The organism is Citrifermentans bremense (assembly GCF_014218275.1).
In the GTDB taxonomy this organism is placed as follows: Bacteria; Desulfobacterota; Desulfuromonadia; order Geobacterales; family Geobacteraceae; genus Geomonas; species Geomonas pelophila.
The window spans coordinates 673804-697527 of record NZ_AP023213.1; the positions used below are offsets into that span (position 1 = coordinate 673804).

The 23724-nt window shown below is 60.0% G+C and carries 16 protein-coding genes; 2 read left to right on the forward strand and 14 right to left on the reverse strand.

Annotated elements, in window-relative coordinates:
• Positions 1-38: 38 nt before the first annotated feature.
• From GEOBRER4_RS02860 to GEOBRER4_RS02885, 6 genes are all read right to left on the reverse strand, one after another.
• Positions 39-1478 (reverse strand): hypothetical protein, encoded by a 1440-nt coding sequence (locus GEOBRER4_RS02860; RefSeq protein ID WP_185244147.1) that lies wholly within the window; start codon positions 1476-1478, stop codon positions 39-41.
• A 168-nt stretch (positions 1479-1646) separates the two neighbouring features.
• Positions 1647-1922 (reverse strand): hypothetical protein, encoded by a 276-nt coding sequence (locus tag GEOBRER4_RS02865; RefSeq protein ID WP_185244148.1) that lies wholly within the window; start codon positions 1920-1922, stop codon positions 1647-1649.
• A 35-nt stretch (positions 1923-1957) separates the two neighbouring features.
• Positions 1958-2233, reverse strand: coding sequence for a coiled-coil domain-containing protein (locus GEOBRER4_RS02870; protein ID WP_185244149.1), 276 nt, complete (start codon positions 2231-2233; stop codon positions 1958-1960).
• Positions 2234-2553: 320 nt separating this feature from the next.
• Positions 2554-3888 (reverse strand): alginate export family protein, encoded by a 1335-nt coding sequence (locus tag GEOBRER4_RS02875; protein WP_185244150.1) that lies wholly within the window; start codon positions 3886-3888, stop codon positions 2554-2556.
• Between the two features lie 340 nt (positions 3889-4228).
• Positions 4229-4642: a methylmalonyl-CoA epimerase gene (mce, locus tag GEOBRER4_RS02880; RefSeq protein ID WP_185244151.1), complete on the reverse strand. Its 414-nt coding sequence runs from the start codon at positions 4640-4642 to the stop codon at positions 4229-4231.
• A 309-nt stretch (positions 4643-4951) separates the two neighbouring features.
• Positions 4952-6604: an acyl-CoA mutase large subunit family protein gene (locus GEOBRER4_RS02885; protein WP_185244152.1), complete on the reverse strand. Its 1653-nt coding sequence runs from the start codon at positions 6602-6604 to the stop codon at positions 4952-4954.
• A gap of 417 nt (positions 6605-7021) precedes the next feature.
• Here GEOBRER4_RS02885 and GEOBRER4_RS02890 point away from each other — a divergent pair, with 417 nt between their 5' ends.
• Positions 7022-7222 (forward strand): hypothetical protein, encoded by a 201-nt coding sequence (locus GEOBRER4_RS02890; RefSeq protein ID WP_185244153.1) that lies wholly within the window; start codon positions 7022-7024, stop codon positions 7220-7222.
• Between the two features lie 116 nt (positions 7223-7338).
• Here the strand turns inward: GEOBRER4_RS02890 and GEOBRER4_RS02895 are convergent, their stop codons facing one another.
• The 5 genes from GEOBRER4_RS02895 to larA form a co-directional block, all read right to left on the reverse strand.
• Entirely contained in the window at positions 7339-10239 is a 2901-nt protein-coding gene (locus tag GEOBRER4_RS02895; RefSeq protein WP_185244154.1) for an ATP-binding protein, read from the reverse strand.
• 155 nt (positions 10240-10394) lie between these two features.
• Positions 10395-12119 (reverse strand): acyl-CoA carboxylase subunit beta, encoded by a 1725-nt coding sequence (locus GEOBRER4_RS02900; protein ID WP_185244155.1) that lies wholly within the window; start codon positions 12117-12119, stop codon positions 10395-10397.
• Between the two features lie 626 nt (positions 12120-12745).
• Positions 12746-14026 (reverse strand): (Fe-S)-binding protein, encoded by a 1281-nt coding sequence (locus GEOBRER4_RS02905; protein WP_185244156.1) that lies wholly within the window; start codon positions 14024-14026, stop codon positions 12746-12748.
• Between the two features lie 120 nt (positions 14027-14146).
• Positions 14147-15526: an FAD-binding oxidoreductase gene (locus tag GEOBRER4_RS02910; protein WP_185244157.1), complete on the reverse strand. Its 1380-nt coding sequence runs from the start codon at positions 15524-15526 to the stop codon at positions 14147-14149.
• Between the two features lie 53 nt (positions 15527-15579).
• Positions 15580-16863 carry a nickel-dependent lactate racemase gene (gene larA, locus GEOBRER4_RS02915; protein ID WP_185244158.1) on the reverse strand — a complete coding sequence of 428 codons (1284 nt, stop codon included), beginning with the start codon at positions 16861-16863 and terminating at the stop codon, positions 15580-15582.
• 384 nt (positions 16864-17247) lie between these two features.
• Between larA and GEOBRER4_RS02920 the strand changes: the two genes are divergently transcribed.
• Positions 17248-19290 (forward strand): sodium-translocating pyrophosphatase, encoded by a 2043-nt coding sequence (locus tag GEOBRER4_RS02920; protein WP_185244159.1) that lies wholly within the window; start codon positions 17248-17250, stop codon positions 19288-19290.
• A gap of 533 nt (positions 19291-19823) precedes the next feature.
• Here GEOBRER4_RS02920 and glgA read toward each other — a convergent pair.
• The 3 genes from glgA to GEOBRER4_RS02935 all read right to left on the reverse strand — a co-directional run bounded on the left by glgA (position 19824) and on the right by GEOBRER4_RS02935 (position 23689).
• Positions 19824-21386: a glycogen synthase GlgA gene (glgA, locus tag GEOBRER4_RS02925; protein WP_185244160.1), complete on the reverse strand. Its 1563-nt coding sequence runs from the start codon at positions 21384-21386 to the stop codon at positions 19824-19826.
• Between the two features lie 84 nt (positions 21387-21470).
• Positions 21471-22730: a M48 family metallopeptidase gene (locus GEOBRER4_RS02930; protein ID WP_185244161.1), complete on the reverse strand. Its 1260-nt coding sequence runs from the start codon at positions 22728-22730 to the stop codon at positions 21471-21473.
• 137 nt (positions 22731-22867) lie between these two features.
• Entirely contained in the window at positions 22868-23689 is an 822-nt protein-coding gene (locus tag GEOBRER4_RS02935; RefSeq protein ID WP_185244162.1) for a DNA-binding protein, read from the reverse strand.
• Positions 23690-23724: the final 35 nt, after the last annotated feature.

The window sequence follows — 23724 nt, forward strand, 5'->3', positions numbered from 1 at the left end:
GGGAAGTCAACGATTAATTCCCCCTGCCATACTGTCCCCTATTCTGCCCGGATGATCCTGACCAGGCTTCCGCCCTTGCCGCCCAGGCCGCTCTTCTGGGTTACCTCCAGAAGTACCATTTCGCGGGTGCGCTGGTTGAAGTCGTAGTCGGCCAGGTAGTTCTGGCTTGCCTTGGTTCTCCAGGCCTCCTCCAGAGAGGATCCGTTCCAGGCGAAGGAGACCATGGAGTACCTGGAGTAGGAGCGGGCGTTGCCAAGCACGAAGAAACCGGCGTTCTGCGGTACCAGCACCTCGCCCTTTTCGGTGACCGTGATCCGCTGGTCGATGAACCTGGTACGGAACGGGGTTCCCGAGCTCCTCTCGTTTTCCATGTCGCGGCGCTGGAAGTAGGTCTCGGAACCGCCGAACTTGTCGCTGCTTCTCCAGATCTCGTCTCCGTCCCCATAGACCAGCAGGTACCCGCTGTCGTTGAAGCAGGTGAGGTACGATTTGCCAGACTGGTCGCGGAACAGGTTGAAGTTGAAGATGTTGGCAAAGCGCGGCATCTTGATCGAGTTGCCGAGCTTGATGGCGCCGTCGGCGAAGGTCGCCTCGTAAACGTCGCCGTAGTAGTCTTCGCTGCGACCCATCTGCTGGGCGAAGAGCAGCTTCTTCCCGCCGTAGGGGGCAAGGCCGCGGAACATGTAGGGGAGATCCTGGGCAACCAGCTTCAAGGTGCCGTTCTGGATGGAGTAGACGCGGGAAGAAGGGGCCTCGCGGTCAACGATGGTCACGAAGGCCAGCACCTTCCCCTCCTGGTCGGGGCCGATGGCGTCGATCCCCAGCAGCTTTTGGCGCTCGGGGAGCGCAGCTTGCGCCAAAAGGACCAGCTTGTCGCTTTTTTTGTAAAGGTAGAGGGCATCCTCGCCGGCGACGAGGATTTCATCGCTCCCCCACGAGGTGATCGCGCTCTTGGCGCCGGCGATGCGTTGGCTGGTCCAGCCGGGCGTCACTTCGCTGCGCAGCAGGTCGGAGGCGGGCGCCTTGATGATCTGGGAGGAAACCGAGGGCTGTATTGCGGCGGGCGCGGCCGGAGTTGCGGGGAGCTGGTACTGCTTCACGATCTCCCCCTTGAGTTTGGCGGAGATCTTCCCGACCGCGGGGATCAATGCGTCGATGCTCTCTCCCTGCTCGTAAGCGGCTGCAAGCGGTTTCCCTGCGGCGCTTTTCGCGCTGGCGTCCAGGCTGAACATCTTGCCGAGCTGAGTGTAGCTTCCGTTTACAACCACGTCTGCCTCGGCGGGGGTTTCGACGGCTACGAGGCCGTCTCCGGAGAGGCGCGAGGATATAAGGCGCTTCAATGTGGTTTTGAGGTCGGCCGAGTCGCCGCCGGAGACGGTGAAGTCGGCGACGTAGGCGCGGATATTTTCTGCAGATGCTACGAGCGGGATGAACAGAGAGCTGAGGAGAATCAGGGTGAGGGCGAATGTTTTTTTCATGATTGCTCCGCTTATTCCGGGAATTTAAAGACCCGGAATTATCGCAGAGCGGCCCGCTTTAGTCAAACGGTTTCGCGCCTGAAGCACGGTTGGATTAAGCAATGACAGATAAAAAAAGCGGGCCGCACAGCCCGCCTTTTTCGGCACCTCAAAGTGTCTTTGATCGCCTTACTTGCCAGGTTTTTCCAGGTCTCTCAGGAGCTCTTGAGTCTCAGTCAGTTTCTGTTGCAATTTTTTCAACTCTTGAGGGGAGTAGACCTTGGTTCCTTTCTTGATTTCATTGTCTAATCGCTGCATCCGTTTGTAAATATCGTCCACCTGGTCGGTGCAGTTCTTTGACGCGAGCAGGCACTCGTTTTTCTGGGACTGGGTCGGCTGTGCCGGTACCGTGGCAGCAGTTCCAACCAGCAGTACCGTCGTCAGCATAGCTATTGTTTTACGCATGATAAGCCCTCCTTATTTCATGTCTTAGAGTTGGATCAGCTGTCTGGCTTTTCCAAGGTGCGGAGAATCTCGCTGGTCTCCCTCAGCTTGTCCTGAAGCTTTTTCAGCTCCTGGGGGGAGTAGACCCTGTTCCCTTTTTTGATCTCCTTGTTGAGCTTGTGGATCCTGTTTCTGATGTCGTCCACCTGGTCCATGCAGTTTTTCGAAGCGAGGAGGCATTCGTCCTTCTGGTCGGAGGTAGTCTGGGCGAAAGCTGGGACCGAAGACAGCGTGAAGAGGGTTGCTGCCAAAATCATTGCCATCTTTCTCATAAAGACTCCTTTGCAGAATGGGTTATAAAGCACCAAAGCATTAAAACACGGAAGTTTTTCTTGTCAACAGGCAAAGCAAAAAGTAGCTTTCAGTATGAAAGCAGCCAAGTTGCAAGTACGGGCGCTGCAGTGGCTATCACGGGCTATCGGGGGAGGGCCCTTCAATGCGAGCACGTTCCGTAGCTCACACAGGAAGGGGTAACGTAACTGGGGATTAACCAAGCCGCAGTGCCGAACGCAGAAAAGGCCGGAGAGTAACCTCTCCGGCCTTTTCTTGGTCAGACTTTTTCCGCCTGTTGATCAGGCGTAGTTTGTCTCAGTTAAAACAGGTAGCTCACCTGTACGTTGAAGAGGTACGGGTCGTCCGGGTTGCCTGCGGGATCGTCGAAGGCGTCGCCGAGGAAGACGTAAGCAGCAGCCACGCTGGTGCTCAGGTTGTCATAGATCTTGTAGCCGACCTGGGCGTTGACCTCGGTACCGAGGCTGCTCTTCTCGCCGGCGCGCTTCTCGGAAGTTGCCATGTAGCCGAGGTTGGCGTTGTAGAAGACCTTGTTGGCGGTACCCTCGTACCCTGCGAAGACACCGTAGGTGCCGCGCCCTTCTGCGGTCATGTCGTTGTTGAGCACAGAGGTAGAGGTGTTGGTCGCCTGGTTGGGGCGGACCAGCAGCCACATGTTAGCCGGGTTGAAGTAGGTGGTTGCTGCGGTGACTGTCTGGAAGGAATCTGTGTCGCCGGTGGTGTTCTTGTCGCCGGAGAGGTAGTAGCCAGCGAAGTTGACAGCACCCGGGCCGACCTTTACTTTGCCGGAGGCGCCCAAGACGTATGCAGAGATGTCGTCGTTGGCGTTCAGTTCGCCGAACTGATAAGCTGCGAAAGGTTTGACGACTACGTCGCCGAATTTAAGGTCAGCGTTCACGCCGAGCATGTGCAAGAGCTCAAAGTCGCCAACGCCGGGGGTGGCGGCTGCGCCAAGTCTAGCCCCAGTATCGTTCTGGATGTTGTAGTAGGACGCACCCACGGTCATGTCCTTGTTGAGGGCGAATTTGCCATCGAGGACGATAAGGTCGGCGGTGAACTGGCCGGCGCCGGTGTTGGTCCCGGTGGGCAGCGTGTTGTCGTCGAAGCGGAACCAGCCAAGCGACACGGTAGCCGGGTCGAATTTCTTGGTGGCGTACACGCCGGTCATGTCGGCGGAGAGGAAGAGGCTGCCGTAGGCGTCGGTCCAGGGCTGCATGCCGACCTTGAAGTTGGTGGAGGTGTTCGGCTCGTTGAAGTCGAGGTAGATGTTCTTGGTCTCGAGGGTCAGCTGGTCGGCGTCGAGGTTGCCGGAGTCGTTGCCGGTGCCGATGCCCTTGTAGCCGCCGGTCACGCCGCCGAAGCGGGTGTCGAGCTCGAAGTGAGTTACGAGTTTCAGGTTGTCGTTGGCCTTGGCGATGTACATAAGGCGTGCGCGCTGCTCAGCGAAGAAACCGGAGTGGGCGTCGCTGTTGAGGTTCACGGTCCCGCTGTTGCCGCCGGTGAGGCTGTTGGACTGATAACCCATGAACTTGAACATCCCGTGGAACTCGTTCTCCAGCGCCATCGCCGGTACGGCGGTTGCTGCGGAGAGAGCAGTGACTGCTGCAAATGCAAGCATCTTCTTTTGAAAGCTCATCGTTTACCTCCTGGGTTGGTTGTTAAAACTCGATTGAAGTTACCGCCTTGGTACAGTTATCCGAAAAACGGATACTCATATCTTTGCAAAAAAAGCTCTCACCTAAGTCACGGCTAATAACCCTGACAAATTTGAGAGCTTTAATATACTACTTGAGCGGCCTGTTTGTCTTTGCAACGATATAGTCCTCCACTTCCTGAAAGAAGATCTCGCCAATCAGCCAGTACAGCCTTTCCCAATGAGCAAACCACTGTTATATAAAACTGTCGCCACTATATAATTATTCAAACAAAAGTCAATAAAAAAATCCCGACTCATGAAATTGCAGTTTCTGAATGTCTCAGTGACTGTGGTGGTCAGCCTCACACAGTTCCGTCAGCACACCGCCGCTGCTTTTGGGGTGGATGAAGGCGATACGCGCGCCGTGGGCGCCGTTGCGGGGAACGGCGTCGATCATGCGGGTACCTTTGGCCACCAGGGAGGCAATGGCTGCCTCGATATCCTCGACCCCGTAGGCCACGTGATGCACCCCCGGCCCGTTCTTCTCAAGGAACTTGGCCACCGGGCTCTCCGGGGAGGTCGGCTCCAGCAGTTCTATCTTGGATTCGCCCACAGACAGAAAGGCGACGCGTACTAGTTGACTGGGAACTTCTTCTGTACCTGAGAAGGTCATCCCAAGGCTGTCGCGGTAAAAAGGTAGAGCTTCCTCAAGAGAAGTGACGGCAACTCCGATGTGATTTATCTTAGATAGCATTAATATTCCTTTTGTTCATCGTCGGTCATTGACTGACGGAAATAGATGATAGCCGATAAAAAATAAAGTGCAAGTAGCAGAGCTAAAGTTTATCAAAATTGTGACATTCAGGCTTTTCCGTATGTCTTATTGTGGTTGACGAAACAGATAAAAAGAGAGATTCAAGGCAGGTTCGAACTGTAGGAGAAACAGTTTAACTTCTGACGGGAGCGGTTCTCTTCGATCATGATTTTGCATCATCTCGGAATGGAACACCGCTCCCGCCAGCGTGTCTGATTGTGTCGATTTTTCAGCTAATTGTCGTCCTGTTTAAAGAACAACGGTCTCCCTGTGGATGCCGAAGACCCCCCTCATTACGTTGGCGATCTCGCCCAGGGTGGCGTAGGTCTTCACCGCGTCGAGGATGAACGGCATCAGGTTGTCGGTTCCGCGGGCCGCCTGCTCCAGCGCCTTGAGGGATGCCTCGACCTTGGCGCTGTCGCGTCCCTCTTTCATCTTGGCAAGGGAAGCCTTCTGCTTCACCTCGACCTCGTCGGTTACCTTCAAAAGCCCTTGCGGCGCCCCCTCCTCGACGGTGAACTTGTTCACGCCGACGATGATGGTCTCGTTTTTCTCGATGGAGCGCTGGTAGGCGTAGGCGGAATCCTGGATCTCTTTCTGCTGGAATCCCCTGGAGATCGCCTCGACTGCGCCGCCCAGGGCATCGATCTTCTCGATGTAGGCAAGCGCCTGCGCCTCGATCTTGTCGGTCAGCGCCTCGACCATGAAGGAGCCGGCCAAGGGGTCGATTGAGTCGGCGACGCCGGACTCGTAGGCGATGACCTGCTGGGTGCGCAGGGCAATCCTCACCGATTCCTCGGTGGGAAGCGCCAGGGCCTCGTCGCGCGAGTTTGTGTGCAGCGACTGGGTCCCGCCGAGCACGGCGGCAAGCGCCTGCAGGGTGACGCGCATGATGTTGTTGTCGGGCTGCTGCGCGGTGAGGGTGCAGCCGGCGGTCTGGGTGTGGAAGCGCAGCATCTGGGAGCGCGGGTCCTTCGCCTTGAAGCGGTCGCGCATGATGCGGGCCCACATGCGGCGGGCGGCGCGGAACTTGGCCACCTCCTCGAGCAGGTCGTTGTGCGCGTTGAAGAAGAAGGCCAGGCGCGGCGCGAACTCGTCCACGTCAAGACCTGCCTTGACCGCCGCCTCGACGTAGGCGATGCCGTCTGCCAGGGTGAAGGCGACTTCCTGCACGGCGGAGGAGCCGGCCTCACGGATGTGGTAGCCGGAGATGCTAATGGTGTTCCACTTGGGGACGTTGTCCTTGCAGTAGGCGAAGATGTCGGTGATGATCCGCATCGACTCCTTCGGTGGGTAGATGTAGGTGCCGCGCGCCATGTACTCCTTGAGGATGTCGTTTTGGATGGTGCCGGAGATCTTGTCGGCGGAAACCCCCTGCTTCTCGGCCACGGCTATGTACATGGCGAGCAGGATCGACGCGGTGGAGTTGATGGTCATCGAGGTGGAGACCTTGTCCAGCGGGATGCCGTCGAAGAGGACCTCCATGTCCGCCAGGGAGTCGATGGCTACCCCGACCTTGCCCACCTCGCCGCGGCTCATCGAGGCGTCGGAGTCGTAACCCATCTGGGTGGGGAGGTCGAAGGCGATGGAGAGGCCGGTCTGGCCGGCGGAGAGCAGGTACTTGTAGCGCTCGTTCGACTCGGCCGCGTTGCCGAACCCGGCGTACTGGCGCATGGTCCAGAACCTGCCCCGGTACATGGTCGGCTGGACGCCGCGGGTGAAAGGGAACTGCCCGGGGAAGCCGAGGTTCTCCTCATACCCCGGATACTCGAACTCGGGGGCGAAGCAGCGATCCAGTTCGATGTCGGAGCTGTTACGGAAGGAGCTTTTGCGCTCCGGCGCTTTTGCCATGCTCTTCTCGACTGCTGACTGCCATGCCTGCTTTTTCTCGTCAATGCTCATGATGCTCTCCTGGCCATAAAAATGTAGTTGCGAAGCCTCGGTGTTGGGAAGACGGTTTTTGTTTGCCCGGTTGCCGGCGTTGCGGAAAATTATTTTTGCCTAACCGGATGGTGCGGCACAGGGCCCAGATTAGGAAATTTTTGTTTTATTTTTAGAATGATGATTTATATTTCAAAACAAATAGAATATCAAGGATTTACTGTATACGCCGCTGGCGGCCGCCGTCGCCGTTGTTTTATTTTTTGCGCAAACCCTAAAATGTCGATTTGTCATACAAAACAGTTATCGTCGTGTAACATAGTGTTTTAAGACGTTTTTTCAGAATTTTTCACTTGTAAAACACGGGGGAGCCCCATATATTTTCGACAGCGAAAAAAAACAAGAGACAAGTCCTGCAAAGGCTAGAGGAGAAACAAAATGCAATGCCCCGTGTGCAAAAACGACGAACAGATCGGCATGGACCTTCGTTCCGGCAGCTTCAATGAGGACATCGTGGAATGTCCGAGCTGCGGCACTATGTGGTCCGTGAACCATGGCCATATGGCCATTGTAAAAGACCCGCTTCAGGACAGCTTCCTGGAAGCTCTCTCCGGCGACAACATCTGCTTCGCTGCATGACCCACAAAAAAAGAAACTGACCCTGGCTGCGAGGCGGGGTCAGTAGGTGAGGCGGGGGCTCCGGATTTTATTCCGGAGCCCCTTTTTCGTCTCTCTGCCGATCGCCTGACGCGCCCCTAGAGGACCGCTTTCAGGTAGTCGGAGGTGATGCTGCGCTTTTCCTTCTCGAGGGCGTTGACATCGACCTCGACGAACTTCTCGTCCGGGGTGACCTTGAAGAGCGGCTGCCCCTTGGAGACGATGGTGCCGTCGCCGGAGGTGACCAGGATCTTGTCGATGGTCCCGGAGAAGGGGGCGTACACCTTGTTGAACATCTTCATGACCTCGATGATGTAGAGCGGCTGCCCCTTCTCGAAGTGCATCCCCTCGGTTACGAAGGCGGGCATGCCGGGAGCTTCCTGGCCGTAGTACATGCCGCCGCACACGGACACGATCTCGTCCGCCTTGGTCGCCGGCGGCGGTACCAGCACCTTCTTCATCCGAGCCTGAAGCTCGGGATCGTTCAGGTACTCGGGGATGGTGATCTCCAGGTCTTCCTCCACGCGCAGGTCCCAGAACTTGGTGGTCTGCCCGATCAGGAACAGCATACCCAGGAGCTCGAGACCGGCCTCGTAGCCGAAGTGTGCGGAACGGACGTGGTCCCAGGTCGCCTGGTCGAAGCCACCCTGCGGGGCGTCGTTCTTCAGGATCTCATGCAGGGTGAAGTACTCGTCGCGCGCCAGGCCGAACTTCTCGCGCAGGGTCCGGGAGAAGTGGAGCGCCTGCTGCAGGAGCTCGTTGTCGTGCCCCCAGATGATCTCGGCCGCAGGCTTGTGCGGGCGGTGATTCATGTGCAGGTACTCGTAGGTCTCGTTCAAGACCCCTACCGGGTTCCTGAGCCAGACCACCTTCCCGTTGTCGATGCGGAAGTTCTTGGTGTTGATAGAAAGCCAGCCAGAGAGAAGGTGCGGGTCGCCCAAAAGCCGTTCGATGGGACGGATGATCAGGGTCCCCTTGCGGTCCAGAAGGCTCGACATGTTCTTCAGTTCCTTCGCCTGGCGCTCGGGCTCTCCGGCGAGGGAGTCGGTAACCATCTTGGCGTAGTGCTTCTTCATCTGCAGGAAGGCGTAGACCGGGTCGATCTTGTTGGCGACTTCCTTCAGCGTCCCGACCAAGGTGAGGTAGGGGACCACGAAGCGGGTGGTCGGCTTCGCCATCACGTTTCTCCCCAGGAACCAGTTCACCAGGCCGTAGTGGAACTCGAGGTTCGTGGCAAGGTCGGAGCCGCGCAGGGTGGTTGCGCGCAGCACCTCGGACATCTTCTCGTAGCTCTCCAGGCGGTCTTCGCCTTTGGTGAGGAGCAGGGCGATGTTGGAGTCGTAGGCACCGGCGACCTTGTACTTCATGAAGACGCCGGTGTCCGGGTTCAGCATGCTGATACCCTGGTCGTCGCGGATCTCGCCTTCGATCGGTTTGGACCAGTAGCGGATCATCCCCCCCGCGTGCGGGGAGAGGGAGGCGTCGGTGGCGTTCAGGCGCGCCTCGACGGCGGCGTTGAAGCGCACGATGCGCTCCGGCTTGGGAACCCGCTTTCTGTGGCGGGCGAGGATGGCCATCGCCTCGACCAGGCTCTCGACCACGAAGAAGTCGTTTGCATCGTCCGGGTTCACGAACTTCAGGACGTAGCAGAGCTCGGTTACCCGGTGCTCCACCTGGATCCTCGTGTTCACCTCCATGAAGTAGTGGCGGTCGCGGTCGACTATGCACTCGAAGGTGGACGCGGAGTCAAGCCCTACCGCCTTGCCGAAGCGCTCCGATTCCTCTTCCATCCTCTTCAGCACCTTGAGGTCGCTCTCAAGGGCCTTCACCTCGGCCTTTTTACCAGCAGCCTTGGCCTTTTCGATGGCGGCCATGAGCCCTTCCTGGGTCACGGACACCTCGAGGAGCTTCTGCTCGTGCATCTGCAGCGAGCAGTCGCGCCCGCCAAGAGCGAGGCACCAGTCGCCGTTGCCGATCAGCTGGATCTCGTTGTGCCTGGTCTGCTCGATGTTGAGCTCGACCAGGATGTTCTTGTTGTCGCCGATGCCGTTTGCCTTCACCTCGTTCAGGATCTCGCGCACAAGGCCCGGGGCCTCTGCCGCTTCCTTCTCGATGGTCTTGTCGTCGGCGTTTTTCAGGTTCAAAAGGCCCGCGCCCAGAAGACGCTGCCCCTTGCCGCCGCCGCCGCCGATCGCCTTAAGACGCACCCTGCTCTGCGGGTACTTCTTCAGCATGGCGACGCACTCGGTCTGGACCTGCGCGCAGAGCTCCTCGATGGAGAAGAGGTCGACACCCTTGCTGTAGGAGGCGTAGAGGATGTGGTCGGCCAACTCCTCGAGGGAGAGCTTTTCGTTGCTGAGGACCTTCGGGTCGCAGTCGAGTCCGTCGGACTTGACCAGCGCCAGGAGCTTCTCGCGGGTGGGGTGCTTCTTGATCAGCGTGCGGGCGGTGACGTTGTCGATACCGGGGGTGACGGAGACGTTGACCGACAGCGCGGTCCTCTTCGCCTCGTCCTTTTTCCCGGCGCCGGTCTGGGTGGCGGCGCAGGGGCCGATGAAGTTGAGCCCGGCCTGCTCGATGGCGCCTACGAACTCGTCGTCCTCGGCCATGAAGCCGTAGCCGGCGAAGATGGAGTCGTAGCCGTTGTCGAGGGCGATCCTGATGATCTGGTGGATGCGCTCGACGCGCTCCTCCTTGCTCGCGCCGCTGTAGTCGGGCACGCGGTGCACGCGCTTGGAATCGGTAAGGGTCCTAAGCTCCGGCGCTAGTGCGTTCGGGTAGACGATCGAGTCCTTCTCGGAGAGGAGGATGCCGTAGTGGGTGATCCCCATTTCCTGGTAGACGTCCATCGCCTCTTTGCGGATCGGTCCGCGGCAGACGATGAGCGGTTTGAGATCCTCGCAGGAGAAGGAGCGCACCCAGGCGGAAGGCGACAGGCTCAGGCGGCGATCCCTGTGGATCAGCGGGTTCTTGGTGTATTTTTCAGACGTGTATGCCATCGGTTTAATCTCCGTTACTTTAGATATCGCCGGCGACGGGCGCTGTCCTGCCACCCCGCAGCAGGGCTCGGCTTTCGCCCCGCCCAATCCTGCCAGCAATTCGGGCGCGATGCCCCCGGCTTGCGTAGTTCCCAGTCCCATGTCTGTGGTCGCCATTAGTGGAACTCCCTCTGCACGGACTGCATGGGGCCCGGCTTGTAGTGTCGCAGGAAGAAGTTCATGTTCTCCCCGAGCACTTTCCTGAGGTCGGTCGGCATGACCAGCGAGGAGATGGAGCCAAGGGAGAGGGCCTCCTTCGGGTTCATCAGTTCCTTCTCGTAGCGGGTGTTGAGGAGCGCCTCCTCGGCCTTGAGCCAGTCGGCTGCTTCCTTCTCGGCGTCGAGTTTTGCGAGCTCAGGCTTCACGCCTGCCTCGACCCGCTCCTGGGTGCCGCGCTTGACGCGCTCGATGACCGCGTTCCTGATCTTCCTAAGCTCGTCCTTGTAGACGAACTCTTTTCCGGCCGGACCCATGACGGCGAGCCTCGTGGTGGGAAGGGCGAGGACCAGGTCGGCGCCGGTGGGGTAGTTGTTGTAGGAGGCGTAAGCGCCGCCGTAGGCGTTCCTGAGGATCAACAGGATGCGCGGGGTCCTGATGTCGACGATGGAGTCGAGCATGGCGCGGCCGGCCTGTACGATGCCGCGCGCTTCCTGCTCGCGACCCGGGAGGAAGCCCGTGGTGTCCTCCATGAAGATCATCGGGATGTTGTAGATGTTGCAGAAGCGGTTGAAACGGGCGATCTTGTAGGCGGCGTCGCAGTCGATCTGGCCGGAGTCTACGGCCGAGTTGTTGGCGACGAAGCCGACCACGTTTCCGCCCAGGCGGCCGAATGCGGTGACGACGTTGCGGGCGCGGTCGCGCTGCATCTCGAAGTAATCGCCGTGGTCGCAGATCTGCTGGATGATGATGGAGACGTCAAACGGGGTGTTGAAGCCGGTCGGGGAGTTGAACGCCTTCTTGAGCAGCGTGTTGATCTCCCAGGTCTTCCTGTCCAAGGGATCGCTGGTCTCCTGGTGGCGCGCCATCACCGAGTTGTTGTCGGGGATGTAGTTGAGGAGCTGCAGCGCGGTCCTGAGCGCCCCAACCTCGTCCTCTACGGTGAGGTCGGCAACGCCGGACTGGCCGTGGACCTTCGGTCCGCCCAGATCTTCCGGGGTCACGTCCTCGCCGAGCACGCTCTTGACGACGCCCGGGCCGGTGAGGCCGAAGAAGGTGTCTTTCGGCTGGATCACGAAGCTTCCCTGGCGCGGCAGGTAGGAGCCGCCGCCGGCGTTGAAGCCGAACATGCACATGATGGAGGGGACCACGCCGCTGATCTTTCTCAGCGCGGTGAACGCCTCGGCGTAGCCGTCAAGACCACCCACGCCGGCGGGGACGAAGGCGCCCGCGGAGTCGTTCATGCCGATGACCGGGATCCCTTTCTCGCCTGCCATGTAGAAGAGGCGGGCCAGCTTGTTGCCGTTGGTGGCGTCCATGGAACCGGCGCGCACGGTGAAGTCGTGGCCGTACACGGCGACGTCGCGGCCGTGGATGTTGAGGATGCCGGTCACGAGCGAAGCGCCGTCCAGGTTCTTGCCCCAGTTCTGGAACAGGATGTTCGGCTCCTCCTCGGTCAGGACGCGGATCCTTTCCCAGACGGTCATGCGCTTCTTGAAATGCTGTTTTTCGATCTGGTCGATGCTCACCGACTTGACCGGGCGCTGGATCAGGTCGTAGCCTGCCTGCATCGCCTCTTCGTAGCCGCCAGTGGCGCGGGAGATCTCCCCCGGGATGTTGAACTCGACCTTCTCGCCGGCGTCGAACGGGTTTTTCAATGAGGGCTGAATAAAGGTATTAGACATTGCTGGCATCCTTCTGGTCGTTGGGATTTTGCATCTCGTGCGGGGTCACTGCGGAACTCATCTACGTCCTCCTGTTGATTGATATTAAAAAAGTGTTGTACTTTTTGAGTATCGCTAAAAATCCCCCTGCCTCAGTTAGCGAAAACGTAAGATGCGGTCCGCAGAAGGGAGCAGTTGCACGTTTTCGTGAAGCATCCCGCAAAGCCATGGCAGGCGGCGGGGGAAAGGCCCGTTGCTCCCGCGGAAACGTATACGCTTCGGTGCAGACAAGGGGACTGGCGCTTCTTCTCAGGTTTTACGTGGAACGGGAGGGGGTGCTGCAGTGGAGAAAGATGTCCGGTTAGCCGAGCCGGGGGAGGATGAGCCCCAGCAGCCTGGCGCCAAGGGGTTGGTATCGTCAAACTGCATTTAATGCAGAACGAACTTGGCCTGCTGCTCTTATAGTCTCAGTAAACGAACTGTTGTTTTACTAAAAAAATGACCGTACTGTACATAAAGATTTGCTTGGCAAATGTCAATAAGAAAAAGCGTGTATACGCCCTTCGTATAGGGATTACAGGGGGTTGTGAAGCAGGGAAAAATTGCGGAAAAAAAGCGGGGGGGAGGCGGCTGACAGGGTAGCCCTGTCAGCGCCTCATTTTGCGGGCCAAAAGTTCCACGGTATGCAATACCTTCGTTTTATCTCCGGCCTGTTTCAGGCCGTCGGAGAGCTGCATGATGCAGCCGGGGCAGCCGGTGACCACGGCGTCGGCGCCGGTTGCGATGATCGCGGCGCTCTTGCTTGCGTTGATGTCGAGCGAGCTTTCGTAGTGGTAGACGTTGAAGGTCCCGCCCAGGCCGCAGCAGCGGTCGGCCCCTTCCATCTCCACCAGTTCCAGTCCCGGCGTCTTGTTGAGGAGCGCGCGCGGCTGTTTTGTGATGCCGGCCGTCCTGTGGTGGCAGGGGTCGTGGTAGGTGATGCGCATGCCGGCGCCGGCGCCGGTCTCTTCCGGTGCGAGGCCGAGTTTCTGCAGCAAGACCGCGGCATCCACCGTCTTGTCGGCGAGTGCCTGGAGCCGCTGTTTCAGTTCGGGGTTGCGCTTGCCCACCACCAGGGGGTAGAGCTTGTGCAGCGCGCCGCCGCAGGTGGCGCAGGCGGTCATCACGTAGTCGGCCTCATGCGCCTCCATGGCGGCGAGGTTCATCTCGGCCAGTTCGCGCACCGTGTCGAGGTCGCCGCCGGACATGCCCGGAAGCCCGCAGCACTGCTGCCCCTTCGGGATGATGACGGTGCAGCCTAAGTGGCGGAACAGGGCGAGGGTTGCCTCACCGATCTCGGTGTAGACGAAGTTGGTCATGCAGCCGACGAAGAAGACGATCCTCGGTTTACCCGGCTCCCCCTGGATCACCTCGGGGTGGCGCTTCATAAACGGCTTCTTGGCGATCTGCGGGATATGGCGGCTCCCCCCGAGAAACGGCATGGGGAAACGGAGCCTGAGCCCGGAGGTGGCCGGGACCTTCCGGAAGAAGAGGGGGCCGAGGACTGCGGCTGCGAGGGCGCCGAAGTTCATCACCTTCCGGTTTTTGATCACCTGTCCCACCGCCTTGTGGAAGGTGGTGAGACCGCGCCTTTGCGCCAGCGCCTCGCGTGCGGCGATCACTATCTCGTCGGTTGGTACCTGGTTCGGGCACTTCTCCACGCAGCTGCCGCACAGAAGGCACTTGGACATGGCGGAGTAGGTCCCGTCGTCCAGCGTTATGTCCCCCTTGCAAAGGTGCTGCGCCAGGGCAACCTTGCCGCGGGCCGTGGCTGGCTCGCGCTGGAAGGTGCTGAAGGCGGGGCAGTGGGCGCGGCAGGCGCCGCATTTCACGCATTTCTTCATCTCTGCTGCCACCCGCTCGAGCGGGTCGATCTGCTTCTTGGTCATCTAGGTTCTCGCTTCGGCTGCTGCAATGGGCTGCATGGACCTTATGGACGGAATGGACTGGGTGGACTGCATGGACGTTGCACCCGTTGTCAATTGTCCATTGTCAATAGTCAATTGGTTTCACACCGGCAGCATCTTGCCGGGGTTGAGGATGTTCTTCGGGTCGAGGGCCGCCTTGATCGCCTTCATCGCGGCAACCTGGTCGGCGGAAAGCTCCATCGGTATGTACGGCTGCTTCGCAAGCCCCACGCCATGCTCGCCTGACATGGTCCCGCCCAGGTCGAGCGCTGCCTGGAACACCTCCTTGATCGCCTCGTGCGCCTTCTCCAGCTCCCCCGGCACCCGCTTGTCGATCATGATGTTGACGTGGATATTGCCGTCGCCTGCGTGGCCGAAGTTGACGATCGGGATGTCGTAGCGCTTCTGGATCACCTCGATGCGCCTGATGACGTCGGGAACCTTGCTCCTCGGCACCACAATGTCCTCGTTGAACTTGTCCGGGTTCACGTCCCTTAAGGACGGGGAGACCAGTCGGCGCACCCGCCACAGTTCCTCGCTTTCGGCGGCGTCCTTGGCGACTCGGAACTGCACGAGGCCCAGCGGCTCTATCAGTTTATGGATCTGCCCCGCCTGCTTCTCGATCAGCTCGCGGTCGCCGTCCACCTCGATCAGGAGCACCGCGCGGCCGCTGTCGGGAAGGCCCAGGTTGAAGCGGCGCTCCACGCAGGTGAGCGTCGCGTGGTCCATGAACTCAAGCGTGGTAGGTATGATCTTGTTCTTGATGATGGTCGAAACCGCGCGGGCGGCGCCGTCGATGGAATCGAAGACGGTCAGCATGGTCTTCTTGGCGTCGGGGTAGGGGAGGAGCTTGAAGATGATCTTGGTGATCACCCCGAGGGTTCCCTCCGAGCCGCAGATCAGCTTGGTAAGGTCGTAGCCCACCACCCCCTTCACCGTCTCTCCGCCGGTGCGGATTACCTCCCCGGTGGGAAGGACCACTTCCAGCCCCATCACGAAGTCCTTGGTCACGCCGTACTTGACGGCACGTGGCCCGCCGGCACACTCGGCGACGTTTCCCCCAAGGGTCGAGAACTTGAGCGACGCGGGATCGGGAGGGTAGAAGAGCCCCAGTTTCTCCACCGCCATCTGGAAGGTCTCGGTCACGACCCCCGGCTCCACCTCGGCAACAAGGTTGTCGGTGTCGATCCTGAGGATCCGGTTCATGCGGGTGGTCACCAGCACCACTCCCCCCCCTTTCGGGAGGGCGCCGCCGGTGAAGCCGCTGCCGGCTCCCCTGGGAAAGACGGGGAAGCCTTCCTGGTTGGCGAGCTTCAATATCCGCGATACCTCTTCGCTCCCGTCGGGATGCACCACGCAATCGGGAAGGAATTCCATCTGGGTTGCGTCGTAGCCGTAGCAGATCAGGTCCTGAGGGGTTGCAGCGATGTTTTCGCTGCCGACGATCTCGGTAAGTTGCTGCAGTATGCGTGCGTCGAGCATCTATCTTCCTTTCGCTTCGTCTTTCGAATCTATATCTATATACATGGCCGCAGTCAGGCCGGGCGGTACACCGGCAGCACGTTACCCCCCTCGGGTATCACGTAGGCGCGATAGTTTTCGGGGAGCATCGGGAGCGCGATGCCCAGCGCCTCTTCCAGCGTACCCGCCGGGGTCATCCCCATGGTCCTCACCTCTTCCCCGGGGAGCCGGGATACCAGCACCACCCGGAAGCGCTCCGCCTTCTCCTTCACCGACCAGGCCGTCTGTCCGTTGATCTCGTAGCGTTTTCTCAGTGCCGACTCCAGCTCGCCGCAGGTGGGGTAGCCGAACCAGTTGAAGAAGGTGGCGTTGCCGTAGCCGTCGCGGCACTCGGCAAGAAGCACCATGACCCCTCCCGGCTTCAGGGCTCGGCTTGCGTACTCCATCGATTTGTGCGCCTGGATCAGGTTGATGTCCTTGGGGAAGCCGCCGCAGGACACCAGCACCAGGTCGGCGAGCTCATCGACCTGCGCCGAGAAGGCGTCGGCGTAAAAGCGGCACCCAGCCAGGTGGGCGTCGCGCCAGTTTCCGGCGAAGGCGGCGACGATTTTCTTGTCCGGGCCGAGCACGGTGTTCAGGATGAGTTCGGGGGGGCGCTTGCCGCAGGCCTCAAGCATCGCCTCGTGCACCGGGTTGCCGTCGAGGTTCCCGGTGACCGCCTTGGGATGTCTGCCGCTTCCCTCCTCGGGGTTGAGGAGTGCAAAGTGGCTTGCCATGCAACTGCGCCGGCTGGAGACGCCGGGAAGCATGCTCTTTCTCCCGCCGCCAAAGCCGGCGAAGTAGTGAAAGGTGATGGCGCCGGTGAGGATGAGCCGGTCCGCCTCGGCGACGCGCCGGTTGATCTCGACGGGTACCCCGCGGGAGGTATCCCCCAGGTACACTAGCGCACCCGGGTCGTCGCAGTCGTGGTCGCTGACCTTGACCCGGTCGTACACGCTGCCGACGATCTTTCTCTGCTCAGCCTCGGTCTGCTTGCGGTGTATCCCCAAGGCGATGACTATCTCTATGTCGCGGTCCCGGATTCCCGCCTGGCTCAGCCGGGACACCAGCAGGGGGAGGTAGACCTCGCTCCCGGTCGGCCTGGTGACGTCGGAGGTCACGATGACGACCTTTTCGCCTGGTCTGAAAGCGGAAAGGGTCTGCTCGCAGCCGTTGATTGCTTTCTCTATCAGTTGGGACGGCGTACCCTGCGGGATGAAGGGACGAGGGCGCAGCACCGAAAGAACACGGTCGGCAGAGATCTGCAGAGGGTAAGTTTGATCGCCGCATTTAAGATCGAGCATCGAGTTATGATACATATTCGAACTTCAATGCGCAACTGTTTACGGGGCCTGGACTCTGTCAAGGACGCTGCATGACTGGCAGCAGACGAGAAATGCGGATTCCGGATGGCAGAGCAATCTCAGTCGAGCCGCTTTAGTTGGAACAACATCCGGAGAAGGAGCAGCGTTGCTATGTCGTTGCTTCCCCTTTGTGACTGGCGTGAGCGTATACGCTATGGTGGCGGCTGGTTAGACGGTTAGCGCTAACCCGCTCTAATCTTGCTGCGGCGCAGGTGATGAATTAGATTGACAAAAGGTCCTCTTTTCGATAACAATCACCCGTTTTTATGAATGGATTTGTACTGTGCAAAGGGAAGTCACGCCTTTTCGAGGCATATCTAAATAGGAGGATTTTTTTCAATGGAACAGTATGCAGTAGTCTTCGCCCTGGCATGTGCCGCGGCGGCAGTGGCCTACGGTCTTATCTCGGCCCAGTGGATCCTGGGGCTTCCCCAGGGTAACGAGCGGATGCGTCAGATCGCAGCAGCCATCCAGGAAGGGGCAGGGGCCTACATGAAGCGCCAGTACACCATCATCGCGGTGGTCGGCGTCCTCATGTTCGTCGCACTCTTCGCGACCCTCGGCTGGATGACCGCGGTCGGCTTCCTGGTCGGCGCCGTCTTCTCCGGCCTCACCGGCTTCATCGGGATGTTCGTCTCGGTTCGTGCCAACGTGAGGACCACCGAGGCTGCCAAGTCCGGCATCCACAAGGCGCTCAACGTGGCGTTCAAGGGTGGCGCGATCACCGGCATGCTGGTCGTAGGTCTCGGCCTTCTGGGCGTTGCAGGCTACTACATGGTGCTTCAGCAGATCATGCCGGGCGCTCCTGTCAAGGACGTAGTCGGCCAGTTGGTCGGCCTTGGCTTCGGCGGCTCGCTGATCTCCATCTTCGCCCGTCTGGGCGGCGGCATCTTCACCAAGGGCGCTGACGTGGGCGCCGACCTCGTGGGCAAGGTCGAAGCAGGGATCCCCGAAGACGACCCCCGCAACCCGGCCGTCATCGCCGACAACGTGGGCGACAACGTCGGCGACTGCGCCGGCATGGCCGCCGACCTCTTCGAGACCTACGCGGTAACCCTGATCGCCGCCATGCTGCTGGGCGCCATCACCTTCTCCAACTCCGCAGCGGTCAGCTACCCGCTGATCCTGGGCGGCATCTCCATCGTTGCCTCCATCATCGGCACCTACTTCGTCAAGCTCGGCTCTTCCGGCAAGATCATGGGCGCCCTCTACAAGGGGCTCATCGCTTCGGCCGTAATCGCCTGCATCGCCTTCTACTTCGTCACCGTGCAGATGTTCCCGCAGGGGCTCGCCGACGCCGCAGGCGCCGTGATCTCCGCCAGCAACATCTTCATCTCCGCCATCGTCGGCCTCGTGGTAACCGGCGCCATCTTCTGGATCACCGAGTACTACACCTCCACCGAGTACGCTCCGGTCAAGCACATCGCCGAAGCCTCCAAAACCGGCCACGCCACCAACATCATCGCCGGCCTCGGCGTTTCCATGAAGTCCACCGCACTTCCGGTCATCGTCATCGCAGCCGGCATCGTGGTCGCCTCCAGCTGCGCCGGGGTCTACGGCATCGCCATCGCGGCGGTATCCATGCTGTCGCTGACTGGCATCGTCGTCGCCATGGACGCCTACGGCCCGATCACCGACAACGCCGGCGGCATCGCCGAGATGGCTGAACTGGACGATTCCGTCCGCGCCGTCACCGACCCGCTGGACGCAGTCGGCAACACCACCAAGGCAGTCACCAAGGGTTACGCCATCGGCTCCGCTGGTCTGGCCGCGATCATCCTGTTCACCTCCTACGTGCAGGAGCTGACCATCGCCGACAAGACCTTCTCCCTCTCCGATCCGTACATCATCGTCGGTCTCTTCATCGGCGGCATGCTCCCCTACTACTTCGCGGCTATGTGCATGGAAGCTGTCGGCAAGGCAGGCGGCGCGGTCGTAGACGAGGTCCGTCGCCAGTTCCGCACCATCAAAGGGATCATGGAAGGCACCGGCAAGCCGGACTACGCTTCCTGCGTCGACATCGTCACCAAGACCGCTCTCAAGGAGATGGTCGTCCCGGGCCTCATCCCGATCCTCGCCCCGATCCTCGTCGGCTTCACCCTCGGCCCCAAGGCACTGGGCGGCGTGATCGTCGGCTCCATCGTCACCGGCATCTTCGTGGCTATCTCCATGACCACCGGCGGCGGCGCATGGGACAACGCCAAGAAGTACATCGAGGACGGCTATCACGGCGGCAAAGGTAGCGAGGCTCACAAGGCTGCGGTTACCGGCGACACCGTAGGCGACCCGTACAAGGACACCGCAGGCCCTGCGGTCAACCCGATGATCAAGATCATCAACATCGTCTCCCTGCTCATCGTTCCGCTGCTGAACAAGATGTAGCAAAGGCTTTGGCTGAAACAAAAAGGCGTCCCGGGGTTCCGGGGCGCCTTTTTTTGTTCTTCAGAAGCCGCCCTAAAGCGAGGGAGGATGCCCGTCGAGCCAGGAGCTTTTCTCGCTCGATTGCGATCTCACTTGGAATCGTTGACTTCGGTCGGGAATAAGGAAATTCGATTTGGAATTTTGCAATTCCTGTTCGGAATAGTGAATTTTCGTTTGAGATTTTGCAATTTTGATTTGGAATAGTGCTATTCCCATCGGGAACAGTGAAAATCGATTTGGAATTATGCAATTCTGATCGCGAATAGTGCAATTTCCACGCGGAATAGTTAAATTCCACCCAGGAATTTGCAATCCGCGTCCGTAATAGTGCTATTCGTTTTGGAATAGTAAAATTTCACCCGGGAATCTTCAATTCGTGTTGGGAATAGTGCTATTCGGGCGGCAGTAGTAGAAACCGGCTTCCGCAGGAGAGCAATCCGCTTTTTCAGATGCCGTCGCTGCAATCGGAAAGGCGGGGAGGCTGTTCCAGAGAGCTAAGCAGGGAGCTGGTATTTCTCCCGCGTGTCCTCACTGCTCTTTTCTCTTCTTTTACTCCGCCTCTCTGTCACCTGCCGGAACCTCTCCTCGCCCAGCTTCCTTCTCATCCCCTCCAGGTAGAGCCGCTCGTATTTCGCCGCCGCGTCCTCCCAGGTGAACCTCTTGCCCATGGCATTCTGCCTGAGGGCCTTGATCCCTTGGCGGTCGTGGTACCAGGTGTGGACGGCCCAGCCGACCGTGTCGAACAGGGCGCCGGCGTTCAGGTCCCAGAACTTGAAGCCGTCCCCGCTTTTGTTGCGCGCATCGTAGTTCTGTACCGAGTCGTCAAGCCCCCCCGTTGCGCGCACGATGGGTATGGTGCCGTACCGCATGCTGTACATCTGGTTAAGGCCGCACGGCTCGAACGCCGAGGGCATCAGGAAGAAGTCGCACCCCCCCTCTATCTGGTGCGCCAGGGCGTTGTCGTAGCCGATGCGGCAGGCGAAGCGGTCGGGGCGGCTGGCGGCCATCCCCCCGAAGTAGAAATGCGCCCAGGGCTCGCCGGCGCCCAGAAGGACGAGCTGGATATCGAGTTCGAGGATCCTGGGGAGGGCCTGGGCCAGCACGTCTATCCCCTTTTGCTTCACCAGGCGCGAAACCATCCCTATCAGCGGCACGTCATCCCGTTCGGGAAGTCCCAGCGCCCGCTGCAGCTCGCGCTTGCAAATCCCCTTTCCGGCAAGGTCGGCCGCACTGTAGTTGGCGGGAAGCAGCGGGTCGGTCTCGGGGTTCCACTCCTCGTAGTCGACTCCGTTGAGTATCCCGGAGAGCTCCCCTGCACGCTCCCGTACCACCCCTTCCAGCCCCCAGCCGTACTCAGGCGTCTGGATCTCCCGCGCGTACCCCTGGCTCACCGTGTTCAGCAGCGTCGCATGGTAGATCCCCCCTTTGAGGAGGTTCACCTGGTTCTCCTTCTCGAGCTCCAGATAGGTGAAGTGCTGCCAGCCGATGCCGAGCACGTCCATGGCCCCTTCGTAGAAGCTTCCCTGGTGCTGCATGTTGTGGATGGTGAGCAGAGACGCCGACTGGGAGAGATACTGGCCGTGGCGGTACCAAGTGTTCATGAGGACCGGGACCGCGGCTGTGTGCCAGTCGTGGGCGTGCACCAGGTCCGGGGTGAAGTGGATCATCTTGCACAGCTCAAGGCTAGCCTTGGAGAGGAAGATAAAGCGGTTGTCGTTGTCGAGATACCCCTTGTTGTCCCGCTCGTAGAGCGTGTCGCGGCCGTAGAAATCCTCGTGCTCCAGGAAGTAGACGGGAACGTCGCTGCCGGGGATGCGTCCCTCGTAGACACCGCAGTACATGTCGCCGATGATCCCCATCGGCACGACCAGCAACCCCGGGAGCTGGCGCAGCCGGTAGCGGTCGCGGTCGACCTTGTAATAGCGGGGCATGACCACCCGGACGTCGTGCCCACGGGCCTCAAGGTATTTCGGGAGGGCGCCGACGACGTCGGCAAGCCCTCCTTCCTTGGCGAAGGGAACGGCTTCGGATGCGGTGATGAGGATGTTCAGACGCATATGGATCGGCTCCTGTGGCTAGTCTGTGGTGGCCAAGGCCTCAGAAAAAATACCATGCAAAATGAACGGCGCAATTGGTTCGTGTTAATTATTCCGACGCGGATCGGGCTCCTTCATCGCTCTGAGGGCTGCCACCCGCTCCACCACGGGAGGATGGCTGTAATAAAAACCGGCGTAGAGCGGGTGGGGGTGGAGGTTAGAGAGGTTTTCGCAGGCAAGCTTGACCAGGGCGGAGGCAAGTGCCTGCGGGGCCCGGCTTAGTGCCACTGCGAACCGGTCCGCCTCGCGTTCGTTTCTGCGCGAGAGCCAGGAGCCGACTGGGGTGAACGGGAAGGAGGCGATAGAGAGGATGAAGCTTACCAGAAGCACCTGGGCCGGGAAGGAGGCGTCTTGGTGGCCGAAGAGCCCGGGGAGCCCCCCCCAGGCGATCAACCGGTGCACCAGGAAGAAAAGCGCTAGCGCCACGCTCTCCATGAGTAGAAGCTGCTTCCAGATGTGCCCCTTCTTCCAGTGGCCGGTTTCGTGCGCGAGGATGGCCAGCAGTTCCTGGCGATCCATCTGCTTCAGCAGTGTGTCGTACAAAACGATCCGCTTCACGTGCCCTATGCCGGTGAAATAGGCGTTGGAGTGGAGGCTGCGGCGGGAGGCGTCCATCTGCAGGACCCCCTTCACCTCGATCCCCGCCCTGTACAGCATGACTCGTATCTCCGCCTCGAGCCCAGGGTCGGAGAGCGGCTCGAACTTCGAGAAGAGCGGTTCGATGACGTAGGGGGAGAGGTAGATCATGGTTATGGAGAAAAGCGCGAAGAAAGCCCAGACCCAGAGCCACCAAAGCTCGGGGGAGTGCCGGACCAGCAAAAGGGCGCCGCTCACCAGGACTCCCATGAGAAGCGCCGAGATGAGGAGCGACTTGAGGAAATCCGAGACCCAGAGGCCGGGCGTCATGGTGTTGAAACCGTAGCGCCGCTCCAGGTGGAAGGTGTTGTAGAGCGAGAACGGGATCTCCAGGATGCTCTGCGCCAGGTAAATAATGAGCATGAAAAGCAGCCCCTGGACCAGGTAGGAGCCGGACAGGGAGGCGATGAAGCGGTCATAAAGCGGAAACAGGGGGGTGAACAGGAACGCGAGGAGCAGGGCGCTGTCGTAGACCGATTCCGCGAGCCCTACCCTGTGCTGCTCCATCGTATAGCGTGCCGATTTTTCCAGCGCCTCCTGGTCAATGGCCCCGGTAAACCCTTCAGGGACGGTGGCTCCGTGCCGCTTGAGATGGCGCAGGTTCAGGTAACGCAAAAGGTATGCGGCGGCAAAGCGCGCGAGGAACAGCGATATCAGGACTGTCTTCATGGCTCCCTCTATGATCGGGCCGGTATTGCCTCTCGCCGCGCCTTCAGTGAGCGGCGGGAGCATCGCGCTGCCGGGGTGCGAGTAAAAAAGGCCCCCCGTCATCGGCGGGGGGCCTTCTTTACTCTGGAGAGAAAGCGTTACTTTTTAACGCTCCCTTTCTCGATGATGGCGGTGTATTTGTAGCCGCCGCCGAAATCCTTATCCTTGGCGAGGGTGCCGGAGACCGTGATGATGTCACCTTCCTCAGCCTGGTCGGTCGTGGTGACCACGAGGTCGTTGGTCTTCTTGCCGGCGTTGCCGGTGCCGTCCTGCAGGTGAATCCAGTTCTTGTTCATGATCCCGGAGGCGACCTTCACTACCTGCCCCTTGACGACGACCTGCTTGCCGTTCAAGGAGCCGCGTTTGGAGAAGATCTCCTCGACGGTGTATGCGTTGGCGCCGGCGGCCTTTTCCACCTTGATCGGGCCGGCAGCTGCCTTCTTCTTGGCCGGGGCAGGCTTGGCCGATGCGCTCTTCGCGCCGGCGATCTCGGGGGCGTTGCAGAAGAGAATGTTGTCGAACTTGCGGTTGAGCGCCTTGCTCTGGAATCCGCCCATGGGGAGGCAACCCTTGAAGGAGAGGGTGTCACCGACCTTGGTTTCGAGGGGGGGATAGGCCACCCAGGTCTTGGTCCCGGCGCTGTCGATGAAGGCGTAGGTGTACCCGCCACCGTCCATGGTTTCGAGGACCTTGCCTACCGGATCGGGGTTCGGTGCGGGAGCTGCAGCGGCGCCCTCCGCAGCGGGGGCTGCCGCCGCTCCGCCCATCATCATATGACCGCTCTTCACCACCGATTCCTTTATGGCCTCGACTTTTGATTTTTCGGCTTTTTCGGGGGCTTGCGGTGCGTCAGCGCAGGTGCCGGCTACCGGCAGCGCGAGTGTGAGTAAGACCGACATGATGGTTGAATAACGTTTCATCTAGGAACTCCCCCCATAGGTAGGTACCGCAGGCG